The organism is Sulfurisoma sediminicola (genome assembly GCF_003865015.1).
In the GTDB taxonomy this organism is placed as follows: domain Bacteria; phylum Pseudomonadota; class Gammaproteobacteria; order Burkholderiales; family Rhodocyclaceae; genus Sulfurisoma; species Sulfurisoma sediminicola.
Genome location: NZ_BHVV01000006.1, coordinates 303786 through 317694, shown reverse-complemented (window position 1 = coordinate 317694; position 13909 = coordinate 303786). Strand labels below are relative to the sequence as shown.

11 protein-coding genes are annotated in these 13909 nt (G+C 68.8%); 3 read left to right on the top strand and 8 right to left on the bottom strand.

Annotated features, from left to right (window positions below):
* Positions 1-13: 13 nt before the first annotated feature.
* From EJE94_RS10285 to EJE94_RS10275, 3 genes are read right to left on the bottom strand one after another with little or no spacing between them, the layout of a single operon-like run.
* Positions 14-1870, bottom strand: a complete 1857-nt coding sequence (locus EJE94_RS10285; RefSeq protein WP_121241165.1) for a putative bifunctional diguanylate cyclase/phosphodiesterase — start codon at positions 1868-1870, stop codon at positions 14-16.
* A gap of 38 nt (positions 1871-1908) precedes the next feature.
* Positions 1909-2343: an ankyrin repeat domain-containing protein gene (locus EJE94_RS10280; RefSeq protein WP_165904805.1), complete on the bottom strand. Its 435-nt coding sequence runs from the start codon at positions 2341-2343 to the stop codon at positions 1909-1911.
* A gap of 7 nt (positions 2344-2350) precedes the next feature.
* Positions 2351-2641 (bottom strand): type II toxin-antitoxin system HicA family toxin, encoded by a 291-nt coding sequence (locus EJE94_RS10275; protein WP_121241161.1) that lies wholly within the window; start codon positions 2639-2641, stop codon positions 2351-2353.
* A 109-nt stretch (positions 2642-2750) separates the two neighbouring features.
* On the opposite strand from EJE94_RS10275, the gene EJE94_RS10270 reads away from it, so the two are divergent.
* The 3 genes from EJE94_RS10270 to mobA all read left to right on the top strand — a co-directional run bounded on the left by EJE94_RS10270 (position 2751) and on the right by mobA (position 6264).
* Positions 2751-4421: an ATP-binding domain-containing protein gene (locus tag EJE94_RS10270; protein WP_121241159.1), complete on the top strand. Its 1671-nt coding sequence runs from the start codon at positions 2751-2753 to the stop codon at positions 4419-4421.
* A 54-nt stretch (positions 4422-4475) separates the two neighbouring features.
* On the top strand, positions 4476-5528 hold the full coding sequence (gene moaA, locus EJE94_RS10265; protein ID WP_124962447.1) for a GTP 3',8-cyclase MoaA: 1053 nt from the start codon (positions 4476-4478) through the stop codon (positions 5526-5528).
* An 85-nt stretch (positions 5529-5613) separates the two neighbouring features.
* Positions 5614-6264 (top strand): molybdenum cofactor guanylyltransferase MobA, encoded by a 651-nt coding sequence (gene mobA, locus EJE94_RS10260; protein WP_243642585.1) that lies wholly within the window; start codon positions 5614-5616, stop codon positions 6262-6264.
* Here the strand turns inward: mobA and EJE94_RS10255 are convergent.
* Genes EJE94_RS10255 through alr form a run of 5 tightly spaced genes read right to left on the bottom strand, consistent with a single transcriptional unit; the run spans position 6246 to position 13831 of the window.
* Positions 6246-8384, bottom strand: a complete 2139-nt coding sequence (locus EJE94_RS10255; RefSeq protein WP_121241153.1) for a diguanylate cyclase domain-containing protein — start codon at positions 8382-8384, stop codon at positions 6246-6248. The genes mobA and EJE94_RS10255 overlap by 19 nt on opposite strands.
* A gap of 44 nt (positions 8385-8428) precedes the next feature.
* The gene (locus EJE94_RS10250; RefSeq protein WP_121241151.1) at positions 8429-10906 is read right to left on the bottom strand and encodes an ABC transporter permease; all 2478 of its coding nucleotides are present in this window, start codon (positions 10904-10906) and stop codon (positions 8429-8431) included.
* Positions 10903-11370: a hypothetical protein gene (locus EJE94_RS10245; protein WP_121241149.1), complete on the bottom strand. Its 468-nt coding sequence runs from the start codon at positions 11368-11370 to the stop codon at positions 10903-10905. The genes EJE94_RS10250 and EJE94_RS10245 overlap by 4 nt, the downstream gene beginning before the upstream one ends.
* Positions 11371-11379: 9 nt before the next feature.
* Entirely contained in the window at positions 11380-12759 is a 1380-nt protein-coding gene (gene radA / locus EJE94_RS10240; protein WP_121241147.1) for a DNA repair protein RadA, read from the bottom strand.
* Complete coding sequence (gene alr / locus EJE94_RS10235) at positions 12752-13831, bottom strand: alanine racemase (RefSeq protein WP_121241145.1); 1080 nt, start codon at positions 13829-13831, stop codon at positions 12752-12754. Before alr ends, radA begins: the two co-directional genes overlap by 8 nt.
* Positions 13832-13909: the final 78 nt, after the last annotated feature.

Sequence of the window (13909 nt, the reverse complement as noted above, 5' to 3'; positions counted from 1 at the left end):
CTGGGCGAAACTCTCAATTCCGGCTGCGGAAAAACTCGACGAACCGGTCTTTCGGCAACGGCGCGGAGTAGTAGTAGCCCTGGAAGACCGTGCAGCCATGGCGCATCAGGAAGTCGAGCTGCTGTGCGGTCTCCACCCCCTCGGCGACGATCTTCAGCTTGAGGACGTCGGCCATGTTGAGAATCGTGGCCACCATCGCCGGCCCCTCTTCCTGCCGGCCCAGCGTGCAGACGAAGGCGCGATCGATCTTGAGTTCATCGAGCGGCAGGCGCGTCAAGTAGCTGAGGGAGGAATAGCCGGTGCCGAAATCGTCCATCGAGAAGCGGATGCCCAGGGTCGCCGTCAGGCGCTGCATGATCTCGATCACGCGATTGATGTCCTCGGCGACGATCGACTCGGTGATCTCGAACACCAGTTTGGACCTGAGCTGGGCGTCGAGATGGCGCTGCACCAGCTCGCGCACCTGCGCCTCGAAGTCATGGTGGGTGAACTGCCGCATGCTGATGTTGATCGAGAACTGCTCGAGCTCGATGCCCGCCTCATGCCATTCCCGCAACGTCATGAACGCGCGCTCGAGGATGTACTTGCCGAGTTCGACGATCAGGCCCGTCTGCTCGGCGACGGGAATGAACTGCGCGGGCGCGACCGCACCGAGCGTCGCATTGTTCCAGCGTGCCAGTGCTTCGACGCCGACGATGCGCCCGGCGCGATCCAGCTGCGGCTGGTAGTCGAGGCTGATTTCGTCGTTCGGCAGGGCGAAGTGAAGCAGGCGTTCGATCTCCAGCCGGCTCTCGACGCGCGCCGCCATGTCCTCGTTGAACATGAAGACGCCGTCGCGCCCCTGGGCCTTGACCTCGTACATCGCGATGTCGGCCTCCTTGATGAAGGTGCCGGCGTTGGCGCCGCGCCGGCTGATGATGCTCACGCCGATGCTGGCGCTGATGTACAGATGGTGCTTGTCGACGACATAGGTCTCCTTGAGCCGGGCGAGGAGTCGCTCAGACAGGTCCAGCGCGGCGCGCTCGCAGGCTGCCCGGTCGGCGCAATCGCCACCGGTGATGATGAACTCGTCGCCGCCGAGGCGGGCGACGACGTCGTCCGCCGACACCTGCTGGCGCAGTCGCGCCACCACATCCTGCAGCAGCCGGTCGCCGATATCGTGGCCGAGCGAATCGTTGACGGTCTTGAAATGGTCGAGGTCGATGAGCAGCAGGTAGGAGAAACCGCCGCTCTCGCTCAGCGAATTCATCCGCTTCTGCAAGTGCTCGACGAAGTACTGGCGGTTGTAGAGGGCGGTGAGGGCGTCGTGCGTGGCCTGGTGATGGGCCTTCATCAGCAGCTCGTTGCTGCTGCCGGCGGCATAGAGCAGGACCCAGGTCAGGGTGCAGGCGAAGATTGTGAGGACATAGCCGTACCATTCGCCGATGAGGAAGAAATAGACGATCAGCGGCACCATCAGGATGAAGAGGGTCGGCCGATAGAGGCGACGGTCGGACGCAAGCAGCGACGAGGCGACCACCGAGGCGCCGATCTCGGTGAAGATGGCGATGTAGTGGAGCTTGTGGGCGGCCTGCCCGACGTAGAGCAGGAAGATCAGCGTCCACAGCGCGAAGAACGCGTAGAAGAACCACGAGCACTGCCGATACCAGCGATCGCGCCGCTGTTCGCTCATCGCCTCGAAATCGTAGTCGCGGTAGAGGCGATAGCCCCAGAGCGAGGCCGCGATGACCAGCAGGTACCAGACGAAGGCCGGAACGAAGACGCCGTTGAGCCAGCCGAGGAAGAGGTAGCCGAGCCCCGGCAAGAGCGACAGCGCGAGGAATACCGGGATCTGCCGGTGGAGGAAGTCGAAGAAGCGTCTGTCTTTCATGGTGTCGCGCGACGCTTTCGGCGGGCGGAGGCGACCGCCTACTGGCCGATGGCCAGCAGCTCCCTGATCGCCTTCGGCGTATCGGGCAGCTGCGACATGTGGACGGCGGTGAAACCGTCGGCTCGGGCGATGTCGACGTCGGCGCCGACGGCGAGCAGCAGTTCCACCGCGCTGGTCTGGCCATGCAGAATGGCGGTGATCAGCGGCGTGTTGCCGTCTTCGTCGAGCGGATCGATTTCGCAGCCGGCGGAAAGCAGGATGGCGGCGATGCCGGCGTGTCCCGCCGCGGCCGCGGCATGCAGCGGTCGCTGGCTCTTGGGCCCGCGCACCTCGAGGTTGCTGCCGGCCTCGGCCATGACCTTGACCGCGGCGATGCAGCCGAGGCTCGCGGCCACGAACAGCGGTGGGCCGCGGTCGGAGAGGATGGCCTCGGTCAGGCCGATATTCACCAGATCGGTGGCGCTGAGCTCCATCGCCGGACTAGCTGCGCTCGCCTTCGCCGGCGGCCTCGTAGCTCGAGGGGCTGACGCCGGCATGGGCGAGGAATTCGCGCAACTGCTTGATTTCCTGCTTGCCGAAGGTGTTGCTGTGGTGCGGGTGGTGGAGGAAGATTTCCATGCGGTTGAGGACGACGCGGAAGCGGGCACCATGCCCGGATTCGACGACGGCGCCGAGGTGATTCAGCAGCGATTCGATTTCGCGCCAGTGGATGTTGCCGCTGACGGGATCGTGGAAGATGGCGCGCAGCAGGGTGGCGTGCTTGTGGCTCATGGCGTGCAGCCCGGATGAATGCGGACCGCCATCCTAACAAATTGCGCGCGATCCGTTACCCTATGCGACCTTCCCCTGCAACCATCCACCCCCTCTGAGCAAACCCGGCATGGCCCGCATCCTTCCCGACGGCTGGCGCGAACTGGCGGTGACCGGCGCCGCCCAGCGCGAGATCGAGACCCTCGCCCTGCTGGCCGAGCGCCTGCCCGGCGACTACACCGTTTATCACGCGGTGCATTGGACCAATCTCGAACAGGGTTTCGCCGCCTTCGGCGAGATCGACTTCGTCGTCGTCAGCCCGGCCGGCCACCTGTTGCTGATCGAGCAGAAGAGCGGCTTCCTCGAAGAAGGCCCTGACGGCCTGCTCAAGCGCTACGAGGGCAGGGTCAAGCGCGTCGCGGTGCAGATGTCGCGTTCGGCCGGCGCGCTGCGGACCAAGCTCGGACGCCGACCCGGCTGCCTGGGTGCGCATGTCGACTCCCTGCTCTACTGTCCGGACTACCGTGTCCGGCATCCCGACACGGCCGGCGTGGTCGCCGAGCGCATCGTCGACGCCGACCGGCGCGAGCAGCTGCCCGCCGTGATCGCCCGCCTGCTGCCCGTCGCCGCGCCCGCCGCCGATGCCCGTCTCAACCCGCGCGAGGTGCACCGCTTCCTGCGCGACATCATCCAGCTCGAGAGCGACGTCAGCACCCTGCTCGGCCGCGCCCGCGACATGGTGACGCGCATCTCCGGCGGCCTCGCGCACTGGGCGCGGCAGATCGAGATGACGCCCTGGCGCCTGCGCGTCACCGGCACCGCCGGCTCGGGCAAGACGCAGCTCGCCCTGGCCGAATACCGCGCCGCCATCGACGCCGGCCGTCGCCCCCTCTACGTCTGCTTCAACCGGCCGCTCGCCGACCATTTCGCTGCCATCGCCCCGAGCGGGCGCCCGGGACAAGGCCTGGCCTGCACCTTCCACATGCTGTGCGATCGCATCGTCCGCGCCCACGGCGAGACGCCGGATTTTTCGGCGCCCGACGCCTTCGCCCGGCTCGAGGCGCGCGCGGCGGAACTGCCGGTAAGCACGGAGTTTCGCTTCGACACCGTCATCGTCGACGAAGGCCAGGACTTTTCCGAGGCCTGGCGCGACCTGGTGCTCCGCCTCGCCGGTGCCGGGGCGCGCCTGCTCTGGCTCGAGGATCCGCTGCAGAATCTCTACGGCCGGCCGCCGGTGGCCCTGCCGGGCTGGGTTGGATTGCGCGCCGCGAGCAACTACCGCAGCCCGCGCGGTGTCGCGCGCATGCTGCGCGGCCTGCTGCCCGAGGACGGCCAGCGCCTCGAAGCGCACTCGCCCTTCGAGGCGGGCGAGGTCGAGATCCTCGCCTACGCCGACACGGCGGGCATGTTGCAGCAGGTCAAGGAAGCGATCCGCCTCTGCTACTCGGCAGGCTTCCGCAAGCAGGATGTCGCCATCGTCAGCTACCACGGCCGCGAACACTCGCAGCTGATGCGCCACGACCGCCTCGGCGCCAATACCCTGCGCAGTTTCAGCGGCAGCTACGACCTGCTCGGCCAGCCGGTCTACGGCCAGGGCGACCTGCTGCTCGAATCGGTCTATCGCTTCAAGGGCCAGGCCGCCCCGGCGGTGATATTCGCCGAGATTGACTTCGAAACGCTCGACGACCGAGCCCTGCGCAAGCTCTTCGTCGGCACGACGCGGGCGATGCTGAAGCTGGTGCTGGTGATCTCGGAGGGTGCCGGGCAGCAACTGCTGGCGCGGCTCGAAACCGCCGTTTAGCCCGATTGACCCTTGAGCCGGCGCAAGTTTTCTCGCCGGCGATTCGGGTTATTCTTGGCCACTTCCGGAGCCCTTCGTGACGTCGTCCCCGCCCCCCGCCCCCCCGCCCTGCTCGACAGCCTCGGCCGCCCGCTGCGCGACCTGCGCATATCGATCATCGACCGCTGCAACTTCCGCTGCACCTACTGCATGCCGAAGACGGTGTTCGGACGCGACTACCCCTTCCTGCCGCGCGCGGAACTGCTGAGCTTCGAGGAAATCGCCCGCATCGCTCGCGTCTTCGCCGGTCTCGGCGTCAACAAGATTCGCCTCACCGGAGGCGAACCGCTGCTGCGCCGCCATGTGGAGGGCCTGATCTCGCAACTCGCCGAAATTCCGGGAATCGACCTCACGCTGACCAGCAACGGCTCGCTGCTGCCGCAGATGGCACCGAGCCTGGCCGCGGCGGGGTTGAAGCGCATCACCGTCAGCCTCGACGCACTCGACGATGCCGTGTTTCGGCGCATGAACGACGTCGACTTCCCCGTCGCCGACGTGCTCGACGGCATCGAAGCCGCCGCGGCGGCGGGACTGGCGCCGCTCAAGATCAACATGGTGGTCAAGCGCGGCACCAACGACGACCAGATCCTGCCCCTGGCCGAACACTTCCGCGGCAGCGGCCACATCCTGCGCTTCATCGAGTACATGGACGTCGGCAGCACCAATGGCTGGCGCATGGACGAGGTGCTGCCCTCACGCGAGGTCATCGCGCGGATACACGAGCGCTTCCCCCTCGAGCCGATCGATCCCAACTATCCGGGCGAGGTCGCGGAACGCTGGCGCTACCGCGACGGGGCCGGCGAGGTCGGCGTCGTCGCCTCGGTCACGCAGGCCTTCTGCCGCGATTGCACCCGCCTGCGCCTGTCGACCGAAGGCAAGCTCTACACCTGCCTCTTCGCCACCGATGGCCACGACCTGCGCGCGCTGCTGCGCCGCGGCGCCGGCGATGCCGAGCTCGCCGCCTTCATCGCCGGCATCTGGCAGGGCCGCGGCGATCGCTACTCCGAGATCCGCCACGCCGCCACCCCCGCGGCGAGGAAGATCGAAATGTCCTACATCGGCGGCTAGAGTAATGGCCCCCCACGCTCCCAAAAACGGCTCGCTGCCCCCCACGGGGGGGCGCCGCCGCCCTTGGGGCGGCCCGGCGGGCGGCGTGGGCGAAGCCGGTCTGAACGCCCCGCCGTCCCGTGCCGAGATCAGCGGCCTCGTGCTCGCCGGCGGCCAGGCCCTGCGCATGGGCGGCATCGCCAAGGGACTGGCGCCGCTGCAAGGCCGCCCCCTGCTCGCCCACGTCATCGAGCGTCTCGCGCCGCAGGTGGCGCGGCTCGCGATCAACGCCAACCGCCCCGAATATGGCGCCTTCGGGCTGCCCCTGGTCGCCGACGTCGTCGGCGGCTTCGCCGGCCCGCTGGCCGGGCTGCACGCGGGCCTGCTCGCCTGCACCACGCCCTGGCTGGTCACGGCGCCCTGCGATGCCCCCCTGTTGCCGCACGACCTGGTCGCACGCCTGGCGCAGTCGGCGTCTCCCCCAGGGGGACTTCCTTCGGGGCGCCGCCAGCGCCGACTTTTCGTGGCGACCAGCCCGCGCGGCCCCGAGCCCGGCTTCATGCTGGCCCACGTCGAACTCGCCCCGGCACTCGGCGAATGGCTGCAAAACGGCGGGCGCAAGGCGCGCGACTGGCTCGCCGCTGCCGGCGCATGTGAAGTGGCTTTCGCCGACGGCACGGCCTTCGCTAACATCAACACCCCGGACGAACTGGCGCGACTGCAGACGACCGTGGCGACTCAGAGCCCGGCGGCGTAGAAGCGGCAGCCGTTGCGGCCGCCCGTCTTGACGGCATAGAGCGCGCGATCGGCCGCACGCCGCAGGTCGCCGGCGTTGTCGCCATGTTCGGGATAGAGCACCATGCCGATACTGGCCGAGATCTGCGCGATGCCCGCTTCCAGGCGGAAGGGCTGCACCAGCAGCTCGAGCGCGCGGCGGGCTACCTGTTCGACTTCGGCGGCGCTGCCGACCTCGGTCAGCAGGATGGCGAATTCGTCGCCGCCGATCCGCGCCACGGTGTCGGCCTCGCGCACGCAGGACAGCAGGTGCCGCGCCACCGCGACCAGCAACTCGTCGCCGGCCTGGTGGCCGAGGCTGTCGTTCACCTCCTTGAAGAGGTCGAGATCGATGGCCAGCAGGCCGAACTGACGGCCGTAGCGGCGGCTCGCCGCCAGGGCACCGTCGAGACGATCCTCGAACAGCGCGCGGTTGGGCAGGTCGGTCAGCGGGTCGTGCTGCGCCTTGTGGCGCAGCAGTTCCTCGGCCTGCTTGCGCTCGGTGATGTCGGTGAAGGTCGCGACGTACTTGCCGGCATCCTCGGCGTCCTCGGGGATGGTGCTGATGGCGAGCCACTCGACGTAGAGGCTGCCGTTCTTGTGGCGGTTCCAGATTTCGCCTTCCCAGTGGCCGCGCCCGGACAGCGCCTGCCACATCTCCTGATAGAAGGCAAGGTCGTGGCGGCCCGACTTCAGCATGTCGGGCTTGCGACCGACGACTTCGCCGGGCGTGTAGCCAGTGATGGAAGTGAAGGCCGGGTTGACGCGCAGGATGCGGTTTTCGCCGTCGGTCACCATCACGCCCTCGGCGGCATGCTCGAACACGGCGGCGGCGATCTGCAGTTCGCGTTCGTTGCGCACCAGCAGCGTGACGTCCTTCAGGGTGACCACCCATTGCCCCTGCGTGCCTTCGTGCAGCGGCACGATGAGGATGTCGGCGATGCGCGTGAGCCTCGCGTTGTGGTGGCGCAGGCGCACGCGCGCAGTGCCCGGCACGGCCTCGCCGCGCAGGCGCCGCTGGTGGCGATCCGCCACCCAGGAGCGGTCGAGTTCGGCGACGATGTCGACGAAAGGCTTGCCGATCAGTTCTTCGGGACGGAAGCCGAGGATCTCGCTGAGCCGCTCGTTTACGAAGACGATGTTGCCCTGATCCAGCAACACCACCCCGTCCTGGCTGCTCTCGATCACCGAGCGGTAACGCGACTCGCTCTGCGCCAACTGCTGCTGGCTGCGCCGGCGTTCCTCCACCTCGCGCTCCAGGTCCGCGTTGCGCTCCTCCACCTCGCGCGTGCGATCGGCGATGGTGCGATCCTGTGCCCGCGTCAGGTCCGCCAGGTCGACGTAATGGTGGCGCGCGCGGTTGAACGCGAAATGCGCCAGCAGGCTGACCACGACGAAGGTGCCGAAGGCGATCGACAGGGTCCAGTCGCGCTGGCGCGCGCCCACCGCCAACAGCTCGCCGGCCGGCATGGTGATGGAGATGCCGCCACGGATCTGGCCGACATGGTAGCCCTGCATGGCATGGCACTTCATGCAAGGTTCCTTGACCAGCAGCGGCGCCATGTAGCGGTGAGACGGGTTGGCGCCGTCGCCGAAGAAGCTGAGCCGTTCCTTGAGCCCACCCTCGAACAGCGCCAGCGATTCCGTCTCCCAGGCGTCGGCCGCGTTGGCCGGACGAATCGGCCTGAGGCTGGTGAGGTGGATCTTGACGCCATTACCCCGGGCGGCCAGTTCCGCAATCTGCCGCGTCATGAAGGCGGGGTTGATCTTGGTGAGGCGGGAGCCGTCGTGGCCGACGATGTCGCGCTTCTCGTCCTGGAGGTAGGGGTTGGGCTGGGTCGTCGGGGTCACCGGCACATAGACGCCGCCGTGACCGGCGTTCCAGTCGCGTGTCAGTTCGATCAGGCGAAACAGCACCGCTCCGCGCTCGCGCGCGACGTCGCCGACATGCCGCTCGATTTGCTGGATCTGCAGCCAGGCCATGCCACCGCAAACCGTGGCTACGAGGGCATAGACGCCGATCACCAGCGAGCGATAGGGCGTGCCGAAAAACGGGCTCGCCCCTGCGGACGAACTGGAGGAATCGGCCGATTCCGCTTTCATGTCCGGAATAGTGCCGCTAGCAGCGGCAAAAGGCAATGCTCGGCCTACTGCGCCTCGCGCAACCCGGTCACGGCGGCGCTGGCCAGCGCGCCGCGTGTCGCCAGCACGCCGGCTATCGCCACGCCAAGGGCGCCGGCGGTGCAGCCGATGACGACCAGCAGCGGATCCGGAAGATACGGCAGGCGGAAGGCGAAGCGCGCCAGCGCCCAGGCGATGGCCGCCGCGCCGAGCCCGCCGAGCAGCCCGGCCATGGCGCCCAGCGCCGCGAACTCGGTGCCGAGGGCGGCGCGCAGCTGGCGCTTGCGTGCACCGAGCGCGCGCATCACCGCCAGCTCGCGCAGGCGCTCGTCCGCCGTGGCCTGCAGCGCGGCGTAGAGCACCACGACTCCTGCGGCCAGCGCGAAGCCGAACAGCAGCTGCACCGCGCGCGTCACCTGGTCGAGCGTCGCCTGCAACTGCCGCACCAGCGCGGCGACGTCGATCACGGTGACGTTGGGAAACTCGCGCGCCAGGGCATTGACGAAGGCGACCTTTTCCTGCGGCAGGTGAAAGCTGGTGATCAGGCTCGTCGGCAGGCCGTCGAGCGCTCCGGCCGGCGCGATGACGAAGAAATTGACCCGCATCGAATCCCAGTCGAGCTTGCGCAGCGAGGTGATGCGTGCGGCCAGGCGCTGGCCGGCGATATCGTAATCCAGCTCGTCGCCGAGCTTGAGATTCAGGGTTTCGGCCAAGCCCTGCTCGACCGAGAACTGCGGCTCCCTGGATTGGCCATGCCAGCGCCCCGCCGCTAGGGTGTTGCCGCCCGGCAGGTCGGCCGTCCACGACAGGTTGAACTCGCGCTCGACCAGGCGCTGGGCCCGTTCCTCGGCATAGTCGGCCGGCCGCACCGCCCGACCATTGACCGCCACCAGGCGGCCGCGCACCATCGGTTCCATCAGCGACGGCGGCAGGCCGGCGGCCGCGAAGAAGTCGGCGATGGCGGCACGCTGGTCGGGCTGGATGTTGATGACGAAGCGATTGGGCGCATCGGGCGGTACCCTGGCGCGCCAGCTGTCCATGAGTTCGTCGCGGGCCACGGTCAGCAACAACAGGGCGGTGAGGCCGAGGCCCAGCGACACGGCCTGTACCAGCGTGGCGAGCCGGCGCCGCCGCAAGTTGACCAGGCCGTAGCGCCAGCCCGGACCGGCCCGCACATGACGCAACAACGTCGTCACCAGCCGGGCGAAGCCGGCATATAGCAGGATCGCACCGAGGAAACCGCCGAGCACGATGGCACCGAGCTTCATCTCGCCGGCGATGGCGACCATCAGCAGCGCCAGCAGTGCGATGCCGATGCCGTAGGCGGCAAGCGATACCGGCTCGCCGTCCCACTCGCGCCGCAGCACCCGCACCGTCGGCACGCGCTTGAGCCGCAGCAGCGGCGGCAGGACGAAGCCGACCACCAGCACCGCGCCGACCGCCAGGCCCTGCGCCCAGGGCTGCCACCCCGGCTGCGGCAAAGCATCGGTCAGGATTCCCGCCAGCAGCGATTGCAAGGCCCATTGCGTCGCGTAGCCGCTGATGCCGCCGACCAGCGTGGCGAGCAGGCCGAAGATCACGAACTCGCCGCCGTGGATGACGAGGATCTGCGATTCGCGCGCGCCGAGGCAGCGCAGCACCGCGCAGCCGTCGAGATGGCGGCGCATGTAGCGGTCGGCGGAAAGCCCGACCGCGACGGCGGCGAGGATCACCGCGAGCAGCGCGGCAAGGCGCAGGAAGCGCTGGGCGCGCTCGATCAGGTTGCGCACCTCGGGGCGGGCGTTGTCGAGGCTTTCGAGTCTTTCGCCGCGGCCGAGGCGCTGTTCCATCGTGCGGGCGAAGGCGGCTACGGCCTTTGCCTCTCCGGCCAGATGCAGACGCCAGGCGATGCGGCTGCCCGGCTGGACCAGTTGCGATGCCGGCAGGTCGCCGAAGTTCATCAGCAGGCGCGGGGCGAGGGCGAAGGCGTTGATGCCGCGATCGGGCTCGAGCGTCAGCACGGCCGTCATCACCGGATCGAGCGCGCCAAGCCGCAACGACGTTCCTGGCGCCATGCCCAGCGCCGAGGTCAGCCGCTCGTCCAGCCAGACTTCGCCCGGTACAGGTACGCCCTGCGCCTCGGCATCGGCGGCATTGAGTTGGGGAGCGGTGCGCAGTTTGCCGCGCAGCGGATAATTGGAAGTGACGGCCTTGATCTCGGCCAGCTGGGCGCCCTGCGGCGTCGACACCATGCTGGGAAAGGTCGCACTCTCGGCCAGCTGCAGGCCGGCCCGGCGGGCCACCTCCCTGATCTCGTCGCGCCACGGGTGGTCGGCCGTCAGCAGCAGGTCGCCGCCGAGCAGCTGGTGCGACTGCTGCATGAGGCCGCGTTCGACGCGGTCGGCGAGGAAGCCGACGCTGGTCAGTGCCGCCACCGCCACCACCAGCGCCACGCCGAGCACCGTCAGTTCGCCGGCGCGCCAGTCGCGGGCGAGCATGCGCCACATCAGGCGCAGGGCAATCATTTCGTCGCAGGCGCCGGCAGGTCGTCAGCCGGGCAGACGCCGTCGCGGTGGATCACGATCGTATCCGGCGGCGTCTGCCCGGAAACGTAGAGGTTGGCGCCGCTGCGTTCGGCGCTCACGCGGGCGTGCACCCAGACGACGGGACCGAAACCCGAGACCAGGCCGACCCCGAAGGCCTTGGCGAGCGCCCGGTAGCCATGGACGGCACCGATGCCCCATGCCTGGCGTTCGGGGAAGGTGACGCGGCCCTGGGCATCGCTGCGCAGCGTCTCCTCGCGTTCATCGGGCTGAAACAGCGGATGCTGCCACGTCTGCACCGTCGGAACGCCGGCCTGCGGCATGCCGGCGTTGTCGACCAGGCGCAGGGACCACGCAGGGGCGATGCGGTGCGGCAGCGGCAGGAAGAGGACAAGCAGGACCGCGGCGATGCCGGCCGACTGCATGAGCGAAAGTTTTTTCGGCATCGGTGTCGGCTAGCAAAGGCCGCGCAACTGCTCGACGGCCTGCTCGACGCGCTCCAGCGCGATCACCTCGATGCCCTTGATCGCCTGCTTCGGCGCATTGGCCTTGGGGATCAGCGCATGGGTGAAGCCGAGCTTGGCCGCTTCCTTGAGGCGATCCTGGCCGCGCGGCGCGGGACGGATCTCGCCAGCCAGGCCGACCTCGCCGAAGGCGACCCACTTGCCGGGCAGGGGCTTGCTGCGCAGTGACGAGACGATGGCCAGCAACACCGCGAGGTCGGCCGCCGGCTCCTGGATGCGCACGCCGCCGACGGCATTGACGAACACATCCTGATCGAAGCAGGCGATGCCGGCATGGCGATGCAGCACGGCCAGCAGCATCGCCAGGCGATTGGAATCGAGGCCGACGGTGAGCCGGCGCGGGCTCGGCGTGTGGGCGCTGTCGACCAGCGCCTGGATCTCCACCAGCAGCGGCCGCGTGCCTTCCTGCGTCACCAGCACGCAGCTGCCCGCCACCTCCTGCGCGTGCTGCGACAGGAACAGCGCCGAAGGGTTGGAGACGCCGCGCAGCCCCTTGTCGGTCATGGCGAAGACGCCGAGCTCGTTGACCGCGCCGAAGCGGTTCTTGAAGGCGCGGACCAGGCGGAAGCTCGAATTGGTGTCGCCCTCGAAATAGAGCACGGTATCGACCATGTGCTCGAGAACGCGCGGCCCGGCCAGCGCGCCCTCCTTCGTCACGTGGCCGACGAAGATCACGCAGGTGCCGCTCTGCTTGGCGAAGCGCGTCAGCTGCGCCGCGCACTCGCGCACCTGTGCCACCGAGCCCGGCGCCGAGGTCAGCGCCTCGGAATAGACGGTCTGGATGGAGTCGATCACCGCTACGGCCGGCCGCGTTTCGGCCAGCGTGGCGGTGATTTTTTCGAGGCTGATCTCGGGCAGCAGGCGCAGCCCGGCGACCGGCAGCGCCAGCCGCCGCGCCCGCAGCGCGACCTGCTCGGCCGATTCCTCGCCGGAGACGTAGAGCACCGACTGCCCGGCCTCCGCCAGACGAGAGAGGGCCTGCAGCAGCAGCGTGCTCTTGCCGATGCCGGGGTCGCCGCCGATCAGCACGACGCCGCCGGAGACCAGGCCGCCGCCGAGCACGCGGTCGAATTCCTCGATGCCCGTGGGCTGGCGCGGTTCCTCGCGCGGCTTGATCTCGGCGAGATCCTGCAGCTTGCCGACGCCGGCGAGCGCCGCGAACGACGTGGCGTAACGGTTGGCGCCGGCCGCCGGCTCGGTCACCGACTCGACCAGGGTGTTCCACAGTCCGCAGCCCGGGCACTGCCCCTGCCACTTGGGCGAGGACGCGCCGCACTCGGTGCAAACGTAGGCAGTCTTCGGCTTAGCCAAACTCGCGCACCTCGATCACCGGCACGCGGGCGGACAGTGCGCAGAACAGTTCGTAGCTGACAGTGCCGGCCGCGGCGGCGACCTCGTCCGCAGGGAGTCCCTCGCCCCACAGCGTTACCGTCTCGCCAACGCCGACTTTTCGGGGCAGGTCCGTCAGGTCGACGCAGATCTTGTCCATGGAAACTCGTCCGACGATGCCGCAACGCTGCCCGGCCACCAGCACCGGCGTGCCGTTCGGCGCATGGCGCGGGTAGCCGTCGGCGTAGCCGCAGGCGACGATGCCGACGGTCGTCGGCCGCTGGGCCGTGAAGGTGCAGCCGTAGCCGACGTGGTCGCCGACCGCGATTCGACGCACCGCGATCAGTTCGCTTTGCAGCGTCATCACCGGCAGCAGGCCGAGTTGTTCGGCGGTCTGCTCGGGAAAGGGCGAACCGCCGTAAAGCATGATGCCGGGCCGCACCCAGTCGGCCCGCGTGCCCTGGTGGCGCAACAGTCCCGCCGAGTTGGCGAGGCTGCGCTGCACGGCGGGCGGAAACCTGGCCAGCGCGGCCAGTTGCCAGTCGACGCCGCGCGGACCGTCGGCATCGGCGAAATGGGTCATGAAGGTCACGCTGGCCGCAAGGCGCGAACGCTCGAGCATTTCCAGCACCGCAGGCACCTCGTCGGCATCGAGCCCCAGCCGGTTCATGCCGGTGTTGAGCTTGAGATAGACCGGCAGCTTGCTCGGCAGCGGGGCGGAGCAGAAGGCCTCGGCCTGGGCCCGGCTGTGGATCACCGTGGTCAGGGCGTATTCGGCGAAGGCCGGCAGCTCCTCGGCCTCGTAGAAGCCCTCGAGCATCAGGATCGGCTGGCGGATCCCGGCCTCGCGCAGTTGAATCGCCCCTTCGAGCTCAATCAGGGCGAAGCCGTCGGTGATGTCGGCGAGCGTTTTGGCGACACGCATCAGGCCGTGGCCGTAGGAGTTGGCCTTGACGACGCTCCAGATCGAGGCGTCGCCGGCATGGCGGCGGGCGACGGCGTGGTTGTGGCGCAACGCGGAAAGGTCGATGCGGGCGCGGATCGGGCGGGTCATGACTTCCGACGGGCCGGCCCGAGGAAGTCAGCGCCCCCCGTGGGGGCAGCGAACGAAGTGAGCGAGGGGGCCATTCTT